Source organism: Nonomuraea zeae (assembly GCF_005889725.1).
GTDB classification, from domain to species: Bacteria; Actinomycetota; Actinomycetes; order Streptosporangiales; family Streptosporangiaceae; genus Nonomuraea; species Nonomuraea zeae.
The window spans coordinates 1-21,370 of sequence record NZ_VCKX01000049.1; the positions used below are offsets into that span (position 1 = coordinate 1).

The 21,370-nt window shown below is 71.1% G+C and carries 25 protein-coding genes; 12 read left to right on the plus strand and 13 right to left on the minus strand.

Features of this window, described 5'->3' with window-relative positions:
- On the minus strand, window positions 1-363 hold a 363-nt coding region (locus ETD85_RS17875; RefSeq protein WP_206058379.1), incomplete at its 3' end, for a hypothetical protein.
- 133 nt (window positions 364-496) lie between these two features.
- Between ETD85_RS17875 and ETD85_RS17880 the strand changes: the two genes are divergently transcribed.
- The 3 genes from ETD85_RS17880 to ETD85_RS17890 are packed head-to-tail and all read left to right on the plus strand — an operon-like array spanning window position 497 to window position 3,220.
- Entirely contained in the window at window positions 497-1,168 is a 672-nt protein-coding gene (locus tag ETD85_RS17880) for a response regulator transcription factor (RefSeq protein ID WP_138690855.1), read from the plus strand.
- Window positions 1,165-2,745, plus strand: a complete 1,581-nt coding sequence (locus tag ETD85_RS17885) for a sensor histidine kinase (protein ID WP_206058380.1) — start codon at window positions 1,165-1,167, stop codon at window positions 2,743-2,745. The genes ETD85_RS17880 and ETD85_RS17885 overlap by 4 nt, the downstream gene beginning before the upstream one ends.
- A gap of 46 nt (window positions 2,746-2,791) precedes the next feature.
- The gene (locus tag ETD85_RS17890; protein ID WP_138690856.1) at window positions 2,792-3,220 is read left to right on the plus strand and encodes a Rieske (2Fe-2S) protein; all 429 of its coding nucleotides are present in this window, start codon (window positions 2,792-2,794) and stop codon (window positions 3,218-3,220) included.
- Here the strand turns inward: ETD85_RS17890 and ETD85_RS17895 are convergent.
- Window positions 3,207-4,166, minus strand: a complete 960-nt coding sequence (locus tag ETD85_RS17895) for a GNAT family N-acetyltransferase (protein WP_138690857.1) — start codon at window positions 4,164-4,166, stop codon at window positions 3,207-3,209. The genes ETD85_RS17890 and ETD85_RS17895 overlap by 14 nt on opposite strands.
- Window positions 4,167-4,207: 41 nt before the next feature.
- Entirely contained in the window at window positions 4,208-4,999 is a 792-nt protein-coding gene (locus ETD85_RS17900) for an MBL fold metallo-hydrolase (RefSeq protein WP_138690858.1), read from the minus strand.
- Window positions 5,000-5,041: 42 nt separating this feature from the next.
- On the opposite strand from ETD85_RS17900, the gene ETD85_RS17905 reads away from it, so the two are divergent.
- Entirely contained in the window at window positions 5,042-5,473 is a 432-nt protein-coding gene (locus tag ETD85_RS17905) for a VOC family protein (RefSeq protein WP_138690859.1), read from the plus strand.
- Here the strand turns inward: ETD85_RS17905 and ETD85_RS17910 are convergent, their stop codons facing one another.
- The 7 genes from ETD85_RS17910 to ETD85_RS17935 form a co-directional block, all read right to left on the minus strand.
- Window positions 5,474-6,115 (minus strand): response regulator, encoded by a 642-nt coding sequence (locus ETD85_RS17910; RefSeq protein ID WP_170246729.1) that lies wholly within the window; start codon window positions 6,113-6,115, stop codon window positions 5,474-5,476.
- Entirely contained in the window at window positions 6,103-7,269 is a 1,167-nt protein-coding gene (locus ETD85_RS17915) for a sensor histidine kinase (RefSeq protein WP_138690860.1), read from the minus strand. The genes ETD85_RS17910 and ETD85_RS17915 overlap by 13 nt, the downstream gene beginning before the upstream one ends.
- Before the next feature lie 46 nt (window positions 7,270-7,315).
- Complete coding sequence (locus ETD85_RS63170) at window positions 7,316-7,486, minus strand: hypothetical protein (protein WP_170246730.1); 171 nt, start codon at window positions 7,484-7,486, stop codon at window positions 7,316-7,318.
- An 87-nt stretch (window positions 7,487-7,573) separates the two neighbouring features.
- A complete protein-coding gene (locus ETD85_RS17920; RefSeq protein ID WP_240779213.1) occupies window positions 7,574-8,002 on the minus strand; it encodes an acyl-CoA thioesterase in 429 nt (142 codons plus the stop codon).
- A gap of 3 nt (window positions 8,003-8,005) precedes the next feature.
- Window positions 8,006-8,650, minus strand: a complete 645-nt coding sequence (locus ETD85_RS17925; protein ID WP_138690861.1) for a TetR/AcrR family transcriptional regulator — start codon at window positions 8,648-8,650, stop codon at window positions 8,006-8,008.
- A 53-nt stretch (window positions 8,651-8,703) separates the two neighbouring features.
- Entirely contained in the window at window positions 8,704-9,156 is a 453-nt protein-coding gene (locus tag ETD85_RS17930; protein ID WP_138690862.1) for a hypothetical protein, read from the minus strand.
- A gap of 18 nt (window positions 9,157-9,174) precedes the next feature.
- Entirely contained in the window at window positions 9,175-11,034 is a 1,860-nt protein-coding gene (locus tag ETD85_RS17935) for a flavin-containing monooxygenase (protein WP_138690863.1), read from the minus strand.
- A gap of 150 nt (window positions 11,035-11,184) precedes the next feature.
- Here ETD85_RS17935 and ETD85_RS17940 point away from each other — a divergent pair, with 150 nt between their 5' ends.
- Genes ETD85_RS17940 through ETD85_RS17950 form a run of 3 tightly spaced genes read left to right on the plus strand, consistent with a single transcriptional unit; the run spans window position 11,185 to window position 13,857 of the window.
- On the plus strand, window positions 11,185-12,522 hold the full coding sequence (locus ETD85_RS17940; protein ID WP_138690864.1) for a hypothetical protein: 1,338 nt from the start codon (window positions 11,185-11,187) through the stop codon (window positions 12,520-12,522).
- 43 nt (window positions 12,523-12,565) lie between these two features.
- Complete coding sequence (locus ETD85_RS17945) at window positions 12,566-12,901, plus strand: PadR family transcriptional regulator (protein WP_240779214.1); 336 nt, start codon at window positions 12,566-12,568, stop codon at window positions 12,899-12,901.
- On the plus strand, window positions 12,898-13,857 hold the full coding sequence (locus ETD85_RS17950) for a hypothetical protein (RefSeq protein ID WP_138690865.1): 960 nt from the start codon (window positions 12,898-12,900) through the stop codon (window positions 13,855-13,857). The genes ETD85_RS17945 and ETD85_RS17950 overlap by 4 nt, the downstream gene beginning before the upstream one ends.
- 6 nt (window positions 13,858-13,863) lie before the next feature.
- On the opposite strand, the gene ETD85_RS17955 is transcribed toward ETD85_RS17950, so the two are convergent.
- Both ETD85_RS17955 and ETD85_RS17960 read right to left on the minus strand, forming a co-directional pair.
- Window positions 13,864-14,448: a cadmium resistance transporter gene (locus ETD85_RS17955; RefSeq protein ID WP_138690866.1), complete on the minus strand. Its 585-nt coding sequence runs from the start codon at window positions 14,446-14,448 to the stop codon at window positions 13,864-13,866.
- 62 nt (window positions 14,449-14,510) lie between these two features.
- Entirely contained in the window at window positions 14,511-15,569 is a 1,059-nt protein-coding gene (locus ETD85_RS17960) for a Glu/Leu/Phe/Val dehydrogenase dimerization domain-containing protein (RefSeq protein ID WP_138690867.1), read from the minus strand.
- A gap of 203 nt (window positions 15,570-15,772) precedes the next feature.
- Between ETD85_RS17960 and ETD85_RS17965 the strand changes: the two genes are divergently transcribed.
- Both ETD85_RS17965 and ETD85_RS17970 read left to right on the plus strand, forming a co-directional pair.
- The gene (locus tag ETD85_RS17965) at window positions 15,773-17,008 is read left to right on the plus strand and encodes an MFS transporter (protein ID WP_138690868.1); all 1,236 of its coding nucleotides are present in this window, start codon (window positions 15,773-15,775) and stop codon (window positions 17,006-17,008) included.
- Window positions 16,995-17,381 carry a DUF5655 domain-containing protein gene (locus tag ETD85_RS17970; RefSeq protein WP_138690869.1) on the plus strand — a complete coding sequence of 129 codons (387 nt, stop codon included), beginning with the start codon at window positions 16,995-16,997 and terminating at the stop codon, window positions 17,379-17,381. The genes ETD85_RS17965 and ETD85_RS17970 overlap by 14 nt, the downstream gene beginning before the upstream one ends.
- 37 nt (window positions 17,382-17,418) lie before the next feature.
- Here the strand turns inward: ETD85_RS17970 and ETD85_RS17975 are convergent, their stop codons facing one another.
- The gene (locus ETD85_RS17975) at window positions 17,419-18,267 is read right to left on the minus strand and encodes a hypothetical protein (protein ID WP_138690870.1); all 849 of its coding nucleotides are present in this window, start codon (window positions 18,265-18,267) and stop codon (window positions 17,419-17,421) included.
- A 77-nt stretch (window positions 18,268-18,344) separates the two neighbouring features.
- Between ETD85_RS17975 and ETD85_RS17980 the strand changes: the two genes are divergently transcribed.
- Genes ETD85_RS17980 through katG form a run of 3 tightly spaced genes read left to right on the plus strand, consistent with a single transcriptional unit; the run spans window position 18,345 to window position 21,369 of the window.
- Window positions 18,345-18,614 carry a hypothetical protein gene (locus ETD85_RS17980; RefSeq protein ID WP_138690871.1) on the plus strand — a complete coding sequence of 90 codons (270 nt, stop codon included), beginning with the start codon at window positions 18,345-18,347 and terminating at the stop codon, window positions 18,612-18,614.
- Window positions 18,615-18,670: 56 nt separating this feature from the next.
- On the plus strand, window positions 18,671-19,108 hold the full coding sequence (locus ETD85_RS17985) for a Fur family transcriptional regulator (RefSeq protein ID WP_138690872.1): 438 nt from the start codon (window positions 18,671-18,673) through the stop codon (window positions 19,106-19,108).
- A 32-nt stretch (window positions 19,109-19,140) separates the two neighbouring features.
- Window positions 19,141-21,369: a catalase/peroxidase HPI gene (gene katG, locus ETD85_RS17990; protein WP_138690873.1), complete on the plus strand. Its 2,229-nt coding sequence runs from the start codon at window positions 19,141-19,143 to the stop codon at window positions 21,367-21,369.
- The last annotated feature ends 1 nt before the right edge of the window (window position 21,370 follow it).

Genomic DNA, 21,370 nt, shown 5'->3' on the forward strand with positions numbered 1-21,370 from the left:
GGGCAGGGCGGGCAGCGCCTCGACGGCGCCCTCCTGGATCGGCGCGCTCTGCGCCTCCTCGGGCACCTTGCCCTCGGGCAGGGCCTCGGTCTTGAGCGGACCCTCGTCGGGCCCGAACCGCGTCACCTTGCCGTCAGGGGAGACGACCACGCCACCCTTGGCCTTGCCGGCCACGGCCTTGCCGGGCAGGGCCTCGGCGGGCAGGGCCTCGGCGAGCTCGATGGTCTTCCCGTCGGAGGTGACACAGGTCACCTTCGCACCTGCGGTCGGGGAGGGGGTCTCGTCGGCCATCGCGGAGCCGGCCAGGCCGGTGACGGCGAGTACGGCGGCCGCGCCGAGCACCGCGAGACGTCGCTTGAACATGGATTCTCCTCAACGGGGTGGATTCACTGGGGACGAACGCCTCCGACAATGGCCCCCCGGACCTGAAGTGATCCTGAAGAGGGCCTAAATGATCTTCAGGTTGGCTTTAGGTGGCCTGAGGCACCCTGGTCGTGTGCGAGTGCTACTGGTGGAGGACGAGGAGCGGCTGGCCGATCTGGTCAAGGGCGGCCTGGCGAGCGAGGGCTTCGCCGTGGACGTGGCCCACGACGGGCGCGACGGCCTGTGGATGGCCACCGAGAACACCTACGACGTGATCGTCCTGGACGTGATGCTGCCCAGGATGAACGGGTACGCCGTCTGCTCCAAGCTGCGCGAGGCGGGCGACTGGACGCCCATCATGATGCTCACCGCCAAGGACGGCATCTACGACGAGGCCGAGGCGCTCGACAACGGGGCCGACGACTACCTGGCCAAGCCCTTCTCGTACGTGGTGCTGCTGGCCAGGCTGCGCGCGCTGGTGCGGCGGGGCGGGCACGAGCGGCCGGTGTCGATCACGGTGGGCGACCTGGTGATCGATCCGGCGGGATTACGGTGCCGCAGGGGCGAGGCGGCGATCTCGCTGACGCCGAAGGAGTTCGCGGTGCTGCACGCGCTCGCGCGCCGGGCGGGCGAGGTGGTCTCCAAGAGCGAGCTGCTGGCCCAGGCGTGGGACTTCTCCTATGACGGCGACCCGAACATCGTCGAGGTCTACATCAGCGCGCTCCGGCGCAAGATCGACGGGCCCTTCGGCAGGACGTCGCTCATGACGGTCCGCGGAGCGGGCTACCGGCTGGAGGCGGCATGAGCGGGCTGTGGTCCGCGGCCCTGAGCCGCGCGCGACGACTGCGGCCGGCGCGCCGGCGCGGGTCGGGCGAGCTCGGGCTGGGCGAGCTCGGGTCGGGTGGAGGTGCGGCGAGCTGGGGGCGGGTGACCGCCGGGCTGTCCTCCGTGCGGTTGCGGGCGACCGCGGCGGCGACGCTCGTGGTGGCCCTGGCGCTGGGCCTGGCGGCTCTGGTGCTGGTGGTGGCGCTGCGCGGGAGCCTGGCGAACAGCGCCGACGCCGAGGCCGTCAGGAAGGCCACGGCCGCGGCCCCGTTCGCCCAGACCCTGGAGATCACGGCAGCCGAGCGGCTCCCCGGCGCGCCTCCCGACGAGCAGCCCGACCAGCAGCCCAACCAGCAGCCCGACGAGCAGCCCGGTAAGCAGCCCGCCGAGGCGCGCCCCACGGCGAGCGTGGAGCTCAAGAAGATCCTCTCGGAGGGCGAGGCCGAGAAGGCGCCCACGGGGATCGGGCGCAAGGCCGTCGCGGTGGAGAACAAGGGCGGGATGGTCTACATGCGCGACGGGACGATCGCCCGGGTCGCGGATCCCGACGTCATGCTGACCAGCGAGAAGGCCGCCTCGACCGCCGGGTGGGCCGAGCCGAGCCGGTACGCCGTCGCCGGGGTGCAGGTGAACACCGTCAGCGGCCCCGCCATGGTCTGGTCGCGGGTCCCGCTGTCCGGCGCGGAGCAGGCGCTGCGGACGCTGTACGGCGCGCTGCTGCCCGGCGTGCCCGCGGTGCTGCTCGTGGTGGCGCTGATGACGTGGTACTCCGTGGGCCGAGCGCTGGCTCCCGTCGCCGCGATCAGGGTGAAGGTGGCCGACATCACCGCCCGTGACCTGCACCAGCGGGTCCCGGTGCCGGGCTCCAAGGACGAGGTCGCCGCGCTGGCCACCACCGTGAACGGCACGCTCGACCGCCTGGAGACCGCCGTGGAGACGCACAAGCGGTTCGTCGCGGACGCGGCGCACGAGCTGCGCAGCCCCATCGCCACCCTGCGCGCCCGCCTGGAGCTGGCCGAGCAGAGCGAGCTCACCAAGGAGGCCCTGGCCGACGTCGAACGCCTCCAGTCCCTGGCCGCCGACCTGCTCATCCTGGCCAAGCTGGACGCGGGCGAGCCGCTGCGGGCCAGCGAGCTGGATCTCGGCCAGGTGGCGGCCGAGGAGTCGCTGCGGGCCCGGCGGCGGCCCGAGGTGCGGGTGGAGCTGGACATCGAGCCGGACGTGGTGATGAAGGGCTCCCGCGCGCACCTCGACCGCCTGGTGACCAACCTGGCCGACAACGCGGTACGCCATGCCGCCTCGGCCGTACGGGTGCGGGTGCACGCCGAGGACGGCCAGGCGGTCCTGCACGTCCAGGACGACGGCCCGGGGATCCCGCCCGAGCAGCGCGAGGCGGTGTTCGACCGGTTCACCAGGCTGGATGAGGCCCGGGCCAGGGACGCGGGCGGCGCGGGGCTCGGGCTGCCGATCGCGCGGGACATCGCGGTTTTGCACGAGGGCACCCTCGTGTACGCCGATTCAGGATTCGTCGCGAAATTTCCCTTGAAACGCATCTGAACCACTCGGTGATCCACGGACGTGTGGATGGTTGAAGGAGGCAACCATGCTCACACGCCGTGCATTGATCACCCGAGGTGGCGCCGCGGGCGCAGCAGTCGTGTTCCTGTGGCCGAGCCAGGCCGCGGACGCGGAGGCAGCGGCAGAGGCAGAGGCAAGAGCAGAGGCCGGGTCGGAGTCGGTGGCGGCCGGGCCCGTGCTCGCCACGACCAAGAGCATCCCGCTCGGCGGCGGCAAGATCATCAAGAACAAGTACGTGATCACCCATCCGAAGAAGGGCGTCTACAAGTGCTTCACCGCCAAGTGCACCCACCAGGGCTGCACGGTGGCGAGCGTGAGCCGGGGCACGATCAACTGCCCGTGCCACGGCAGCAAGTTCAGTGCCACGACGGGAGCGGTGGTGAACGGCCCCGCCAAGCGGCCGCTCACCCGCAAGAAGATCAAGATCTCGAAGGGGAAGATCAGGCTGGCGTGATCGGCCGGGAGTAGCACGTGTTACGCCTGGTGATCTCGAAGCCGGCGCGGGAGTAGACGCTGACGGCCCCCGTGGGGTTGTCGGCGTCGACGCCGAGCCCGGCGCTCTCGTACCCCTGAGAGGCGAAGGCGGCGAGGGCGTGCGCGATCAGCGCGCTCGCCACGCCCTTGCCGCGGCACTCCTTCAGCGTGCCGATGATCTGGATCCACGCCTGGCGCTCGCCGAGGCTCTCGGCCTTGGCGTCGAAGAAGTGGGTGATCAGCACGCCCACCGCGCGATCGCCGTCCAGGGCCACGAACGAGGCGTCAGGACGGAAGTTCCGCGACCCGGTCGTGAAGCTCGCCCAGCTCTCCGCCGTGTGCGACACGCTGCCCCAGTGGTCGCGGAACGACTCGTTGCGCACGTGGCGAGCCCCCTCGTTCACCTCCGGCGTCCAGGCGACGATGGACATGCCGTCCGGTGTCCTGGTCGCGGGCAGGTCGCCGGACAGGCTCCGCTCCATGCGGGCGAACCAGCGCACGGCCTCGAACCCGGACGCCTCCGCCAGCGCGACCAGCCCCGCCTGGCTGTCGAGGACGTCGAGCTGGAGCTCCAGAGGGCGGCCGGGGAAGGCCTTCCCGCTCAGCTCCGGCGCCGTCCGAGCGGCCCAGTCCACGAGCCGCCGGCCGAGCCCGCGCCGCCGGTGGTCCGGGTGCACCCCGCCCCACATGCGCATGAGGTGCACGTCGTCGGCGGTCTGCCGGACCGGGAGGTATCCCACGGCCACGATCCGGTCGCCCTCCCTGGCCGCGAGCGTGCCCGTGGGCAGATCGACCAGGGGATGGGACAGTTGCTCCGCGACGTCGCCGGGAGCGTAGATCACGCCGGTCCGGTCCGCGACCTCGATCGCGGCCCAGAGCTCGGCCAGCGGCTGGACGTCCTGCCTGGTCAGCGGTCCCCATTCCATGGACCGCAGCCTAGGCGAGCCCGGCGAAGCACCTCAAACCGCTAAGCGTCCAGCTGCAGGAACGCCCGGGCGATGGCCTGCCTGGACACGTCCTCCGGGTACGGGAAGAGCTTGATCACATCGCGCAGCCCCTCCACGTGGGCCCGTTTGGCCAGCTCGGCCATCAGCTCCAGCTCGGCGTGCTGCGCCTGGGCGAAGGCCCGGTCCACGACCGCGCCGTGCCCCGGCACGATCACCTGCTCGGGCATCTCCGCCAGCATCGCCGCCGTGGTGGCCGGCCAGTCGAGCGGGTAGGAGTCGCTGAACGCCGGGGGCGCGCCCTCCTCGACCAGGTCGCCGGCGAACACCACGCCCGCGTCGGGGACGTGCACGACGATGTCGTTGCTGCTGTGCCCGAGCCCGAAGTGTCGCAGGTTGACGATGCGCCCGCCGATGTCGAGGCCGGCCGTGACGGTGAAGGTGTGATCGGGCGGCACGATCGTCACCTCCTCCAGCTCCGCGCGCAGGTCCGGGCGGCTGTCCATGACGGTCGCGCGCTGCTGCTCGCCGTACAGCTCGATCTCCTCGGCGCACCTGGCGTGGCCCCAGATCTCGGCGGGGCGGAAGAGCGCGTTGCCGAAGTAGTGGTCGAAGTGGGAGTGGGTGTTGACCACCGTCCACGGGCTCGTGGTGATCCGCCTGATCGCCGCGATCAGGTCCGCCGCCTCCTTGTGCGAGGTCCGGGTGTCGAGCACCAGGCAGTGCCCATCCCCTACGACCAGGCCCACGTTCATGTCGAAGGACTCATGACGCCGGACGTAGACCCGGTCGCCGACCTCCTGCCACTCGTTCATGCCGACTGACTCTACTTACACCGCTACTTTTAGGATCAGTACATGGCATATGACTTCCAAGTCGTCATCGACACGAGCGATCCGCATCCGCTCGCCGACTGGTGGGCCGACGCGCTCGGATGGCGGGTGGAGCCGCAGGACGAGACGTTCATCCGCGGGATGATCGAAAAGGGCTACGCCACCGACGACGACACGACCCGGCACAACGGCGCGCTGGTGTGGAAGTCGGGCACCGCCATCCGGCACCCCGACGGCCTCGAACGCGCCCCCCGCGTGCTGTTCCAGCTCGTGCCCGAGCCCAAGACGGTCAAGAACCGCGTGCACCTCGACATCAGGGCGGGGGCCGACAACATCGAGTCCGAGGTGGAGCGGCTGACCGCGAAGGGCGCGACCGTGCTGCACCGTGGCCGCCAGGGGCCCAACTGGTGGGTCACCATCGCCGACCCCGAGGGCAACGAGCTCTGCATCACCTGATCAAGCCCGCAGGTACGCCAGCACCGCCAGCACCCTCCGGTGACCGTCGGCGGCCGGCGGGAGGTCGAGCTTGGCGAAGATGTTCGCGATGTGCTTGGCCACGGCCGCCTCGGTGACCACCAGCTCCCTGCCGATCGACGCGTTGGAGCGCCCCTCGGCGATCAGCCCCAGCACCTCCCGCTCGCGCGGGGTCAGCCGGGCCAGCGGGTCGCGCCGCCGCCGGAGGAGCTGGCGCACCACCTCCGGGTCGACGACCGTGCCGCCCGCCGCCACGCGGTCGAGCGCGCCGGCGAACTCGCGTATGTCGCCGATGCGGTCCTTCAGCAGGTAGCCGACGCCCGCGCCGTCGCCCGAGGCCAGCAGCTCGGCCGCGTAGGTCTGCTCGACGTACTGGCTGAGCACCAGCACGGCCGGCTCGGGACGGCGACCACGCAGCTCCAGCGCGGCCCTGAGCCCCTCGTCGGTGAAGCCAGGCGGCATCCGCACGTCGGTCACCACGACGTCGGGCCGGTGCTCGGCTACGGCGGCGAGCAGCGCGGGAGCGTCGCCGACGGCGGCGAGCACGGTGTGGCCGAAGCGTTCGAGCAGCCCGGCCAGCCCTTCCCGCAGGAGCACGGAGTCCTCCGCGATCACGACGCGCACGGTATCTCCACTCGCACCAGGGTCGGCCCGCCCGGCGGGCTGGACAGGGACAGTCTTCCGCCCACCACGGCCAGCCGGTCGGCCAGGCCCGTCAGCCCCGACCCCCTGGCCGGGTCCGCGCCGCCCGTCCCGTCGTCGCGGACCTCGACGACCAGCGTGCCGCGCTCGACCCGGCCGGTCACGGAGGCCCTGGTGGCCCCGCTGTGCTTGGCCAGGTTCGCGAGGGTTTCGCTGACCACGTAGTACGCGGTGACCTCCACCGGCGCGGGAAGCCGGCCGGGCAGCTCGACGTCCACGTCCACGGGCACCGGCGAGCGACCGGCCACGTCGTCGGCCGCCGCGGCCAGCCCGCGGTCGGTGAGCACCTGCGAGTGCACGCCCCTGATCAGCTCGCGCAGCTCGGCCAGCGCCTCCTTGGCCTCCTCGTGGGCCAGGTCGACGATCCTGGCCGCGGGCGAGTCGTCCGGCAGGTCGAGCCGCGCCAGGCCGAGCCGCATCGACAGGGAGACCAGCCGCTGCTGCGCGCCGTCGTGCAGGTCCCGCTCGATCCTGCGGCGCTCCAGCTCGTACGCCTCCACCAGCCGCGCCCGCGACCGCAGCACCTCGCTGAGCTCGGAGCCCTGCGGCGCGAGCATCGCCCTGACCATGACGCCCCTGGCGCCGGCCCAGGCGGTGATCGTGTACGCGGTGACGGGCAGCAGCAGCACTCCCGCGACGCCGGCGGCCCCGGCGAGCAGCGGCTCCCCCGCCGGCTGGACGGCGGGCGAGAGCATGAGGAGCAGCGGGCCGCCGATGGTGAACGCCACCAGCACCAGGTCGATCCACCACATCGCGAGCACCGTCATGACGGCCAGCCCGAGCTCCCGCCGGCGCCGGTCCGGCACGCGGGGCAACGGCACGCCGTCCACCAGCCGCAGCCGGCGGCGCTCGAACCCGGCGAGCGGCGGGAGCGCCAGCGCCAGGACGACCGGCCCGGCGAGCGCGCTCAGCGGCGTCACCTCGAACGCGACGCCCGCGGCCACGATGACGCCCGTCACGACCGCACCGGGCAGGGCACTGGCCAGCAGGTACGCCGCACACCGCCATGGCCAGGCCGATCCGAGGAAAGCCAGCGGCCGCTGGGTGAGCGCCTCCAGCGCTGTCCTGTTGAGCACCTTGTGACGGTATCCGGGGGTGGACGGCCGGGCAGTAGTGCTGGGTCTACCCTTCCGCGGCCTGACGCCGCCCGGCGGGCTCGCCGGTCATCCTGGCGCAGGGCAGGACGCCTATCTGGAAGGTGTCCTCGTAGATGATCGTGCCGGGGTCAGGTGAGCGTACGACGTCGCACGGGACGACGGTCGTCGCCTTGGGGCGGGGGCTTCCGGCTTCCATTCGTCACATGGCGCGTTTTACCCGGGCGGATCACCGCGCGCACCGCACCCGGGGAAACGGTGTTCGCACGCCCGGGTCAGGATCCCGTCAGCTCGCGACGGCCGGGAGCAGGAGCGGCTCGGCGGCGGCGCGCAGCTCCGAGCTGAACGGCGCGGGGCGGAACGTGGCGGGGTCGAGGTTGACGTTCACCCGGTAGCCCTCGGCGTGCACGATCGACCGGTCGGGCGACAGGACGCGGAAGCCGTAGACGCCGCTGGTGCGGCCCATGCGGTCCATCCAGAAGTCGACCAGCACCTCGCCGGCCCCGACGATGGGGGCGTTGTAGGTGATCTTGAACTCGCGTACGGCGAGGTAGATGTCCTTGAAGCGGGAGAGCGCAGGGTCGAAGCTCCACCCCTGCTCCGCCCAGAAGGCGGAGATGGCGCGCTCGACCAGCAGGGCGTAGCGCGAGTTGTGCAGCAGGCCCATGGCGTCGAGATCGTCGAAGTGGACCTGGGCGGGGCGGGTTTCGGGCAACGTTCAGTCCTCCGGGAGAAGCGTGGGGTCGGTGGTCAGGTCGCGCAGCCGCGTGAGCACGGCACGGCGGGCCCGGTCGTATGCGGTGGTGCCGTGGCCGAGGAGGCGGGCGTGCGTGATCGCGGTCTCGCCGAGCGCGTCGATCTCGTACGCGAGCTGGGCGGCGTCGGTGCCGTCGGGCAGCTCGCCGAGCTCGACGGCCTCGCGAACGAGCCGCTCGATGAGCCGGAGCCAGTCGCCCAGGGCCTGGGCTACGCGCTCGCGCACCGGCCCGGGACGGTCGTCGAACTCGACCTGGGCGGCGAAGAAGAAGCAGCCGCCCGGGAGGATCTTGGCGGCGTAGAAGCGCAGGCGGGCCTCGTGCAGGGCCAGGAGGCGGCGCACGCCGGCCGGGCTCTGGAGCGCGGGCTTGACGATCTCGTCGACCCACTGGCGGCCGGCCCACTCGATGGCGTCGAGCTGCAGCTCCTCCTTGTCGCGCCAGTGCGCGAAAAAGCCTGATTTGCTGACGCCGGCGGCCGTGGCCAGCCGGCCCAGGGTCAGGCCGTCGAGCCCTTGCACCGAGGCCAGCGCGACCGCCTGCGCGAGGATCGCCTCCCGGCTGCGCCGGCCCCGCACCAGGCGGCCGTCTTCTCTGGTGTCCGTCACACCGCGAGTCTACATTAACGACCGATCGGTCATGTAGCTACGTCCCGGTGTCCTCAGGCCGGCGTCTCCGTGCGGCGACCGAACCGGTCGGCCACGGCGTCGAACATCGCCACGGCGGGCTCGCGGTCGGCGATCTCCGCGAGCGGCCGGCCGAGCTGCGGGTCGAAGCACTCCAGCCCGGACTCGCGCTCGACGATCGACGCCAGCCGGTAGAGCAGGTCGAGCGCCTGCCGCGCGTCGTCACCATGGGTCCGGTACGGGACGCTCATCTCCCAGTCGCCCTCCCAGTGGTTCACCGAGATGCCGGTCGCCTCGTGGTCAAGCTCCCAGTTGGGCGGGTATTCGACGGTCCGCACCTCGCCGAGCAGCTCCCGGGCGCGCGCGACCACGCGGTCCCAGGCCGCCGGGTCGGCGGGCGGCGGCTCCTCCCGCGCGTCGAGTGCCTCCAGCACCTGATCCCAGGATTGGCCGGGCTCCCGGCGCGCGAAATAAAGGTCGTAGCTCATGCTGGACGAAAATACTATTCAGCGCCCTGTTTCCCGGTTTTCCGAGTTTTCCGGACTTCCCGGGTCGTGACGGCTTCTGCGAAACTCCAGCCCGTCGAACGCCTTGGACGTCCGCCACTCGTCGATGTAGGCGAAGTACGCCATCGCCCCTTGCGGGTGCCCGACGTTGAGCCGGCCGCGCGGGCCGGGGTCCTGCCCCTCGTTGTTGTAGTAGCCGGGCGTGCAGTCCGGCGAGCCCAGGAGCATGCCGGGGCCGGACAGCAGCAGGTCCACCCACGCGTCCTCGGCCTCCTCGGTGACCTCGATCTCGTCGAACCCGTGGTCGAGGGCGTGCTTGACGATGACGGCGATGGTCCGTCCCGCCTCCGTCAGGTTGTGCGGGATGTTGGAGATCAGGTTCGCGCCCTGCGTGGGCTGGACGAGGAAGGCGTTCGGGAAGCCGTGCGCGTGGATGCCGTGCAGCGTGCGCATGCCCTCGGACCAGTGCTCCGACAGCCGGACGCCGCCGCGGCCGACCAGGTCGTAGCCCGCCCGGCGGGTGTAGTCGGTGCCGACCTCGAAGCCGGAGGCGTAGATGACGCAGTCGACCGGGTACTCGCGGCCGGCGACGACGACTCCCCGCTCGGTGATCCGCTCCACGCCCTTGCCGTCGGTGTCGATCAGGTGCGTGCCGGGGACGTTGTAGGCCTGCAGATATTCGTCGTGGAAGCACGGGCGCTTGCAGAGCTGGCGGTACCAGGCCTTGAGATTGTGCGCCGTCTCCGGGTCCGCGACCACGGCGTCCACGCGGGCGCGGATCTCCTCCATCTTCTCGAAGTCGGAGTCCTCGTAGGCGGCCTGCATCTTCTCCGGGGTGAAGTCCTCCGGCGGGAGCGCCATGATCCTGGAGCGCACCCGGGTGGCGAGGTCGGTCCAGCCGTCCATCACCAGGTCGTCCTCCACCAGGGCGCCGGTCTGGTTGGCGGTGAAGTTCTCCAGCCAGCGCTGCTGCCAGCCCGGCGTCGCCATGCCGGCGAACCACTCGGGATCGGTCGGCCGGTTGTCCCGCACGTCCACCGACGACGGCGTGCGCTGGAACACGTACAGCTCCCCGCATGCCCGCGCCAGGTGCGGCACGCACTGCACGGCCGTCGCGCCCGTGCCGATGAGGGCCACCCGCTTGCCGGCCAGCCGGTCCATGGGCGCGCCCGAGGGGTCGCCGCCCGTGTAGGCGTAGTCCCAGCGGCTGGTGTGGAAGCTGTGGCCGCCGAACTCCTCGATGCCCGGGATGCCGGGCAGCTTGGGCACGTGGAGGGGGCCGATGCCCATGGCGACGAACTGGGCGGTGAAGGCGTCGCCGCGGTCGGTGCGCACGATCCAGCGGGAGCGCGCCTCGTCCCATTCCAGGCTCTGGACCCCGGTGTGGAGCAGCGCGTTGTCGTACAGGCCGAAGTGCTTGCCGATCCGGCGGCAGTGCTCCAGGATCTCCGGCGCGTGCGCGTACTTCTCGGTCGGCATGTGGCCGGTCTCTTCGAGCAGCGGCATGTACACGAACGAGGCCGTGTCGCACTGCGCGCCCGGATAGCGGTTCCAGTACCAGGTGCCGCCGAAGTCGCCGCCCTTCTCCACGATGCGCACGTCCTCGACCCCGGCCTCCTTCAGCCGCGCGCCCGTGACGAGCCCGGCGAAGCCGCCGCCGACGAACGCTACCGTCACGTGGTCGGTCTTCGGCTCCCGCTCGGTCACCGGCGTGTACGGGTCCTCGGCGTAGTGCGCGAAGCGGCCGGTCAGGCGCAGGTACTGGTCGTTGCCGTCCGGGCGGAGCCGCTTGTCGCGCTCTTCACGATATTTCGCGCGAAGGGACTCTTTGTCGATGGCAGGGCGATCGGCGGTGGTCATGCACCCTCCGTAGAGACGCTTGAACCCGAGCTCAATTTCAGAATGTCATTCGGTTGTGAGCTCCGGCAAGCCTGCCCTGGCGTTGATGACCCGAGCGCCGGGCACCGGCACTATGGTGAAATGCCGGACACACGAGGAAGCTGAAGCACATTGGCTCATCGCGCCCTGGTCATCGCCATGCTGCCCGCGATCGGGCTGCGTGTGCTCGCCGTGCTCGGGTTCCCGCCCGCGCTGCTCTTCTACGGCGACTCGTTCGCCTTCCTGCGCGAAGAGCTCTCCCCCGGCACGTCCAGGCCGTCGGGCTACTCCCTGTTCCTCGCCCTGCTGCGGCCCGCGCACAGCCTCACGCTGGTCACGGTCCTGCAGCACCTGCTGGGGCTGGCGCTCGCGGTGGCCGTGTACGCCCTGCTGAGGCGGCGCGGCCTGCCCGGCTGGGGCGCCACGCTGCTGGTGACCCCGCTGCTGTTCGACGAGTTCCTGGTGCTGCTGGAGCACATGATCATGGCCGACGCGGTCTTCGTCGTGCTGGTCACGGGCGCGATCGTGCTCATCGTGTGGCGCGTCAGTCCGGCCACGGCCGCGATCGGCGGCCTGCTGCTCGGGCTGGCCGGGATCACCAGGACGGTCGGGCTGCCGCTGCTGATCCTGACCGCCGCGTACCTGCTGATCAGGCGCCACGGCTGGCGTCCGCTGCTGGCGCTGCTGGTGGCCGGGGCGATCCCCCTGGGCGCGTACGCGACGTGGACGAAGGTGGAGAAGGGCAAGTTCGCGCTGACCGAGGCGGACGGGAACTTCCTGTGGTCCAGGACCATGAGCTTCGCCGACTGCGCGGTGATCAAACCTCCCGAGCGGCTGGCGGTGCTCTGCCCGACGATGCCGGTCGCCGAGCGGCCGTATCCGCCGCACTGGCTGTGGGAGAGCTTCTCGCCGCTGCTGAAGGTGCCGGGGGCGGCCAATCGCAACAAGCTGGCCGGGGAGTTCGCCAGGGAGGCCATCCTGGCGCAACCCGGGGCGTACCTGGGCTCGGTGGCGACCGATCTCGGGCAGCTGCTGCGCTGGGAGCGTACGGGGGTGTCCGAGAAGACGCCGTACAAGCTGCCCGCGGCCGAGCGCCCGCTGACGGAGTCCGTGCGCGGCGTCGCCGAGTCCTACGAGCAGGGGCCGGCCGCCACGCGGGTCGTCGAGCCGTTCGCCGGCTGGCTGCGCGCCTACCAGCGCTTCGGCTACGTCCCGTTCCCGCTGCTCATGCTGGCACTGGGCGGCGCGCTGGTGACCGCGCCGGTCCGGCGGCGGTGGGACGCGCTGCTGCCCGGGGTCGCGGCGCTCGCGCTGGTCGTCTCGCCGCCCTTCCTGGCCGCCTTTGACGTGCGCTACGTGATCCCGGCGATCCCGCTGGTCTTCCTGTCGCTGGGGCTGGCGCTCGCCGCCCGCTCGCCGTCCCGGCGGGAGCCGGCCGAGCCCGAGCGGGAAGCGCTCAACGTCGGCTGAGAGGTTGCTTGTTCTCTACCTAGCCCCTAGGTAGAGTTAGACCATGGGTGCGAATCCGCGCATGACCTTGCCGACGCAGCTGGTCCTCCGTGCACTCCTCGAAAACCCCACGCGCGAGATGTACGGGCTGGAGATCTGCGATGCCGCCGGCCTGGCCAGCGGCACGATTCACCCCATACTCGCCCGATTCGAGGGCATCGGCTGGCTCCAGTCGAGGTTCGAAGACATCGATCCGAGCGAAGAGGGCCGTCCCCGCCGTCGCTACTACCGGCTGACAGCGGACGGTGCCGAGCTTGCGCGCGAAGCGCTCGCCAAGGCACACACCAAGATCGGCAGACTGCCGGTCGTGCGGCCCGGCTTCGCGGATGGTGCGGTGTGAGCGATTTACGCAGTGAAACGGACATTCTGCAGAGTACCGGGGTACTCGACCTCACCCGGGTCCTGGAGCGCGCCCGCGCCCACGCCGGCGAGCTCCTGATCGATCTGGAGCGCTGCCGCGACCTGGCGTACTCGCGCGAGGCCGTCCTGCTGCTCGACCGTGCCCGCAGGCGTGCGCTCCGGCTGGCCGGCACTCTGGAGGACGCCCGCATCCCCGACCTCACCACGACCCCGCTCGCCGCGCTCGACCGTGGCCTCGACCAGGCCAGGATCCTGTCGCGCGGGCTCGCGGACGAGCGCGTCATCGGCGGCGCGCGCCGGCGCGCACGCGCGCTCACGGCGGCGCGCGCGTGCGACCGGATCCTGCGGCCCGCGCTTACGCTCGCGACCACGCTCGGCGACGTCCAGCTCCGTGCCCGCGAGCTCGACCGCGACCTCGGTAAGGCCGTGCGGCTGGTGTACGAGCTGTCCAAGTGGCTCTACCACCAGGAGCCCGCGCACGTCATCGCCAGGCGGCACAACGTCGCCCGCTCGGCCGAGCTGCTGGTCGAGGCCATGACCCGGCTGCTGCCCGCCATGCACCGCAGCCGGTACGCCGAGGAGCTGCACGCCGAGCTGTACGAGCTGGCCACGGCCAAGGCCAGCTCGTCCACGCAGCTCAGGTACTCGGTGCACCAGTTGCGTCACGTGCTCCAGCTCCGGCTGGCGCTGTCGGGACGGGGCCGGTTCTACCGCGTACGGCGTACCGCCTCGTGGGTGCTCGCCTCGGAGTGGCGGACGTGGAGCCTGCTCGGGCCGTCGATGATCGCGGCGGCGTACAACGTCTATCTGGCGCAGGGGTGGGGATCGGCGTTCTACACGCTGCCCGGGATGGTGGGGTTCTACGCGGGGGTCGAGTGGCTGCGCAAGCGCTGGCACGTGCCGATGAAGCGGCGGCGCCGGCCACCGAGGCTGTGACCGGGCTCAGAGCCCGAATGCGCCGCCTTCGACGAGGATGAGCAGGCCGATCCCGATCAGGACGACCGGCAGCAGGAGGTGGCCCCAGCGGCGCAGCGCCCTGGCGACGGGCGGCCGGGTGGCGACGTACCTGCCCGCCAGGCACCAGACGGCGACCAGGACGAGGAAGACGGCGGCGTAGACGCTCATGCCCGCGACGCCGGACGTGGCGAAGACCGGGACGTAGACCCCGATGTTGTCCCCGCCGTTGGCGAAGGTGACGGCCGCGACGGCCGTCGCCGTGGGCGCGCCCGGCGCGACGTCGTCGTCCCCCTGGCTCCGCCAGGACTGCCAGGCGGCCTTGAGCCCCAGCGCCAGGGGCAGCAGGCCGAGGTACGGGATGACGGACTCGGGCAGGAACGTGGCCCCGGCCGCGGCGGCCACGGCGACGGCGAGGATCGCGGAGAAGCCGAGATACTGGCCGAGGACGATGCGCGGGGTCGTGTGGCGGTGGCCGGCTCCCTGGGCGAAGAACAGCGCCAGGAGCACGATGTCGTCGATGTTCGTGACGGCGAACAGACCGGCGGCTTGCCCAATGATGCCCGCGTTCACGGAAGAGCGACCCTTTCTGCGGCGATGGGGCCCCAGCGTAGTGCGAGAAGGCTCCGTGCCGGCTACGCGGGCTCCGGGGCGAGCGGCGGGCCGTCGGGGAGCTCCGGGGGCTCGCACCAGGTGCCGAGGAACGCCGCCGCCAGCTCCGCCGCGCCGGCGAAGGGGCCGTCAGGGTGCTCCAGGCTGGCCGCGGTCAGGCGGCTGACCCGCTCGTCCACCAGCGCGCCGGTCGATTCGGCGTCGGTCACCTCGCCGGCCCGTTCCGCGAGGTAGCCGATGGTGGCGCCGGCGCCGCACACGAAGTCCGCGAGCGGGACGACGCCGCGCGCCAGGAGCGTGCGCAGGCCGCCGGCGGTGTAGGGGACGTTGGCCGCGGGCGCGACGACTCCGGCGCGCACCTCCGCCGCGCGGCCCGGGTGCAGGACGCCGGTCCGCGCGCCGGGGACCATGACGTCGGCGGCGACCTCGTACAGGCTCTCGGGAGGCAGGACGGGCCGGCCGAGCCGCAGGACGCAGGCGTCGCCGTGCTCCGCGCGCAGCTCGAACAAGGCGGCGACGTCCAGCCCCGACTCGTCCACCACGCAGCCGTGGATCGTGGACAGCGCGACCAGCCGCCCGCCGCGCCGCGCCAGCTCGCGCACGACGCCGCCGCCCACCTTGCCGAAGCCTTCCACGGCGAACGTGCGGCCGGCCGACCCGCCGAGCGCCGTGTCCGCGGCGGCGACCACGCCGAGGCCGGTGACGACGGTGTCCACCAGCTCGCCGTCGATCTCCTGATGCATGATCGAGTCCGGCCGGTAGTCGGGCAGTGAGGCGAAGTCCTGCGTGCGCGTGCCGAGATCGGAGGCGGTGAGGAACGACCCGCTCGCCACGAGCGGCCCGATCTCCGCGCAGTACCTCGCCACCAGGGCGGCCCGCTCCTCCGCCCCGCCCCGCAGCACCGCCTTCGCGCCGCCGATCCGCTGGCCGAGCACGGCGAGCTTGTACGTCATCGCCCGCGCCAGCAGCCGCGCCTCCTCCGGCGTGACGTCGGGGGCGAGCCGCGTCCCGCCCGCGCTCGTCGCGCAGTCCATGTCGAAGGCCACGAAGCCGTCGACCGAAGTGAGTTCCACGACCTTCATGTGCGTCCCCTGGAGTCGTCGCCTGCGCCCAGTACGCCATGCCGTGCCCGCTCACCACAACCGTCTGCCGCCTCCTTTCGGACGGTCTGGCATGGATGGTGACGCGGTGAGACGCTGGTGGTACTTCTGCCACCTTGAGATCGCCGACGCGCCGGCCAAGGCTGAGCCGCGGGCGGCGACCCGGCGTGCTGATCGGGAGGCGAATGGTGAACCCCTTCGCCATTCGCCGCTTCCTCCCGCACCGCAGCTCCTTGGGGGCGAACGCCTGGCGCGTGTCCATCGCCGGCTGCCTCAGCGCCGTGGGTGACGGCGTACGCCTCGTCGCACTGCCGCTCTCGGCGGTGGCGACGACGGCGGACCCGGTCCAGATCACCGCCGTGGTGGCGGCCACCCGCCTGCCGTGGATCCTGGCCCCGGTGATCGGGGCGGCGGTGGACCGGCTCAGCCGGCACCGGGTGATGGTGGTGGCGGACCTGACCCGCGCCGCCGTCATGCTCCTGCTCGCGGGGGTGACGCTGCTCCGATGGCGGGAGATCGCGATCTTGCTGGTGGTCGCGCTGACGGCGGGCGTGGCCGAGGTGTTCTTCGAGACCGCCGGCCACGCGCTGGCGCCGTCGCTGGTGACCGACCGCGACTTCGAGCGGGTGAACGCGCGGCTGGTGACGGTGCAGGCCGTCGGGCTGACGCTGGTCGGCCCGCCGCTCGGGTTGCTGCTCTGGACGATGTGGACCCCTGCGGCGTTCCTGCTGGACGCCGCCAGCTTCCTGGCCTCGGCCGCGATCATCTCCAGAGTCACCGTCGGTACGGCGGCGGGCCCGGTGTCGGCGGGGCTGCTCAGATCGACGCTGGCGGGCTTGCGCTACCTGGTCCGCCATCGGACCCTGCGCGTGCTGATCGTCCTGATGTCGGCCACCTGCTTCGCCAACCAGGGTGCGTTCTCGCTGCTCGTCCTCTACACCTCGGCCGTGCTCGGCCTGCCCGGCCACTCCTACGGCTGGCTGCTGATCGCCGGCGGCGTGGGCAGCCTGGTCGCCGCGAACACCGCCCCCGCCCTGCTGCGCCTGCTGGGCCACCGCGTCGCGCTGATTTCCTCCATCGCGGCCCTCTCGGCCACCTGCCTGGGCCTGGCCTTCGTGACCTGGTGGCCGCTGGCGGCGGGCCTGATCACCCTGAACAGCGCCGCCACAGCCGTGCTGAACGTGATCATCCTCAGCGCCCGCCAGCGCCTTTCCCCGCCGCAGCTGCTGGGCCGGGTCACCGCCGGCGCCCGATCGGTCGCCCGCGGGGCCACGGCGCTCGGCGCCACGATGGCCGGCCTCGCCGCCGGGGCGGTCGGCATCCCGCTGACGTGGATCCTCGCGAGCGTCGTCCTGGCCGCCTCGGTTTCCCTGGCGGTGTTACTCAGCACCTCTCTAACCTTTTCGCATGGATCACGATGAATGGACTGTCGAGCGGCATTTGCAAGGTAAGCCGGAGAAGGTAATCGCCCTCTACGACCGCTTCATCGAGCTGGCCGGCAGATGCGGCCCCTTCACTTACTCGGTGGCGAAGTCGGCGATCGTGCTGAAGGGCGAGCGCCGCGGGTTCGCGGGCGTGGCGCTGTCCGCGGCCGGCATCCACGGCCATCTTGACCTGCAACGCACGATCGAGGATCGGCGGATAGTCCGGTCCTACCCGTACACCAAGCGGCTGTTCGTGCTGCACTGGCAGGCCGGCTCGCCCGAGGACCTGGACGACGAGTTCGCCGGCTGGCTGCGGGAGGCGTACGCGGTGGGCGGGGGAGCGCACCTTTCGGGACCGCCGCTCCGGTGAGCCGCATCCCGGCCCGCGGCCGAAGGGGTGCTCGCCCTCAGCAGAAGTCTTCCTTTCCTCTGCTGGGCGAGGTCGTCCACCAACCCTGGGAGTTCATCGCGTTGAGCGCGCCTCCGAGATATACGCGCTTGTAGGCCGAGCAGGTCGCCCACTCGTTGAACCGGACCCTCTTGGGCGCTATCTTCGCCGAAATGCGGAAGGGCTGCCCATCGTTGTCGATGGTCTGTGTCTCGGGTTTGCTGTCGACCAGCAGCTCCAGTTTGAACGCGTATTCACAATAGTGCTTGTACGTCCTGGTCGTGAGGCGGAAGGTTGCCTGCTCGCCCGGCTTCAACTCGTACTTGCGATCGGCGAAGTAGTCGCCGGAGAACTGCGTCGGCAGGCCGGGGCCCTGCTCGTGCTCCTTGGCGTACTGGGCGATCGGGTAAGGGCGGTCCAGGTCGAAACCGATCTTGACCGTCGGGAGATCGCCTTGTGGCGGTGAGAAGAACAGCGTGTCGGTCAACGGCGCGCGGCAGTCGGCATCCAGCTTCATGCCGGTGATGCGTACCGGCTTCTGGCGGTTGCCTTCCAGCTCCAGCTCGATGGTGGACTCCGTGGTCTCCACACCGCCCAATGCCCGCATGGCAGCCGTCGCCGCCTCAGGGTCTTCTTCCGGTTCGAATACCGAATTGAGCTTATGAACGACGTCCGGTGCCACGAGCCCGGGAACGACGTACGTATTATCGTTCACCTTCGGCACGAAGGTAATTTTGTTGACCTTGACCGCCGCTCCGGACGGTTGCGCTGACGCGGTCGGGGACGGGCTACGGGTTTGACCCGTCCCCTTGTCCTCGCTCCAGCCCAACGCCCTTTCCCCACCCTTGGAAGCCAGGCTGGCAATCACCGTCACCACAATCGGGACGAGCAGCGCAGTCCCTGCCCATTTAGCCGCGGGCCTTCTCCACCACGACGATCGCCTGGTTGACGATGATCTGGCACGAGGCCTTTTCGGGCGCGGCCTTCGCTCACCCCTGGTGGGCATCGATCCTCTTTCTCACCAACGCTGGGATGACCATTATTCGTGATGGGAGAGGCGTTGATGGGATTTTCAACCAGCCCGCCCTGACCCGACCCGAGATCCACCGCCACCGCCGGCGCGTCCGCCGCGAGCGCCGCGAGCGCCGCCTGCCAGGTCCCCTGCCGCCCGAGCCTGGCCAGCCCCCAGCCCAGGTGGGGACGATCCTGGCGTAAGCTTGCATCATTCATTATCTTGTATCATTCGTGTTTATGTGGCTAAGTTGGACACCATGACCGCATCCAGGACTCCGACCACCGCCGAGGAGCTGCGCGGCGCCGGCCTCCGGGTGACCGCCGCGCGCGTCGCGCTGCTCGAAACCGTCCGGGACGGCGACCATCTCGGCGTCGAGGCACTCGCCTCCGGAGTGCGGGATCGCGTGGGCCACATCTCCCTGCAAGCCGTGTACGAGGCACTCAACGCCCTCACCGCGGCCGGGCTCGTACGCCGCATCGAGCCCGCCGGCAGCCCGGCGCGCTTCGAGGGACGCGTGGGCGACAACCACCACCACATCGTGTGCCGGTCGTGTGGTGCCGTCGCCGACGTCGACTGCGCGGTCGGTCATGCCCCTTGCCTGCATGCGTCCGAAGACCACGGCTTCACGATCGACGAGGCCGAGGTCATCTACTGGGGCCTGTGCCCCGGCTGTTCCACCGCCCGTAGCTCCTGAGGGCCGTATCCCCTTAGTTCGGAAGGATTCTCATGTCTGAGAACCATGATGCAATCGTCACAGACCCGAAGTCGGAGGGCGCGGATGGCTGCCCTGTCGCGCACGAGCGCGCGCTTCACCCGACTCAGGGCGGTGGCAACCGCCAGTGGTGGCCTGAGCGGCTCAACCTGAAGATCCTCGCCAAGAACCCCGCCGTGGCGAACCCCCTCGGCGACGGGTTCGACTATGCCGAGGCCTTCAAGTCCCTCGATCTCCCGGCCGTCAAGCGGGACATCGCGGAGGTCCTGACGACCTCGCAGGACTGGTGGCCGGCCGACTTCGGGCACTATGGCCCGTTCATCATCCGGATGGCCTGGCACAGCGCGGGCACGTACCGGATCAGTGACGGCCGCGGCGGCGCCGGCGCCGGCCAGCAGCGCTTCGCCCCGCTCAACAGCTGGCCGGACAACGGCAACCTCGACAAGGCGCGCCGCCTGCTGTGGCCGGTCAAGAAGAAGTACGGCAAGTCGCTCTCGTGGGCCGACCTCATGATCCTGGCCGGCAACGTCGCCCTGGAGTCGATGGGCTTCAAGACCTTCGGCTTCGCCGGCGGCCGCGCGGACGTCTGGGAGCCCGACGAGGACGTCTACTGGGGCCCCGAGTCCACCTGGCTCGGCGACGAGCGCTACACCGGCGACCGGGAGCTCGAAAGCCCCCTCGGCGCGGTGCAGATGGGCCTCATCTACGTCAACCCGGAGGGCCCGAACGGCAACCCGGACCCGCTCGCCGCGGCTCGCGACATCCGCGAGACGTTCCGCCGGATGGCGATGAACGACGAGGAGACGGTCGCCCTGATCGCGGGCGGTCACACCTTCGGCAAGACCCACGGCGCGGGCCCGGCCGATCACGTCGGCGCCGACCCCGAGGCCGCCCCGATCGAGGACCAGGGCTTCGGCTGGAAGAACACCTTCGGCACCGGCAAGGGTGGCGACACGATCACCAGCGGCCTTGAGGGCATCTGGACGAACACCCCGATCACCTGGGACAACAGCTTCTTCGAGATCCTGTTCGGCTACGAGTGGGAGCTGTTCAAGAGCCCCGCGGGCGCGCACCAGTGGCGGCCGAAGGACGGCGCAGGGGCGGGCACCGTTCCCGACGCCCACGACCCGTCGAAGAGCCACGCCCCGACGATGCTCACGACCGACCTCTCGCTCCGCGTGGACCCGATCTACAACGAGATCTCGCGGCGCTTCTACGAGAACCCCGCCGAGTTCGCGGACGCCTTCGCCCGCGCGTGGTTCAAGCTGACCCACCGCGACATGGGCCCGGTCGTGCGCTACCTCGGCCCGGAGGTCCCGGCCGAGACCCTGCTGTGGCAGGACCCGCTCCCCGCGGTGACGCACGAGCTCATCGACGCCGGCGACGTCGCGGCGCTCAAGGCCCAGGTCCTCGCCTCCGGCCTGTCGGTGCCCCAGCTCGTGTCCGCGGCGTGGGCGTCGGCCTCGTCCTTCCGCGGCAGCGACAAGCGCGGCGGCGCCAACGGCGCGCGTGTCCGCCTCCAGCCGCAGAGCGGGTGGGAGGTCAACGACCCCGACCAGCTCGCGACGGTGCTGCGCACGCTGGAGGGGATCCAGCAGTCCTTCAACGCCGCCCAGAGCGGTGGCAAGCAGGTCTCGCTGGCCGACCTGATCGTGCTCGCCGGTGGCGCGGCGGTCGAGCAGGCCGCCAAGGAGGGCGGCTTCGACGTCGTGGTCCCCTTCACGCCGGGCCGTGCGGACGCCTCCCAGGAGCAGACGGACGTGGAGTCGTTCGCCGCGCTGGAGCCGACCGCCGACGGGTTCCGCAACTACCTCGGGAAGGGCAACCGGCTGCCGGCCGAGTACCTGCTGCTCGACCGGGCGAACCTGCTCACCCTGACCGCCCCCGAGATGACCGTCCTCGTCGGCGGCCTCCGGGTCCTGGGCGCGAACCACCAGCAGTCGGCGCTCGGCGTCCTGACCGCGAACCCCGGGACGCTGACCAACGACTTCTTCGTCAACCTGCTCGACCTGGGCACGACGTGGAAGTCCACGGCCGAGGACGCTAACACGTTCGAGGCGCGCGACGCCGCCGGAGCGGTCAAGTGGACCGGCAGCCGGGTCGACCTCGTCTTCGGGTCGAACTCGGAGCTGCGGGCGCTGGCGGAGGTCTACGCGAGCGATGACGCGAAGGAGAAGTTCGTGCGGGACTTCGTCGCGGCGTGGACCAAGGTGATGGAGCTCGACCGGTTCGACCTCGCCTGAT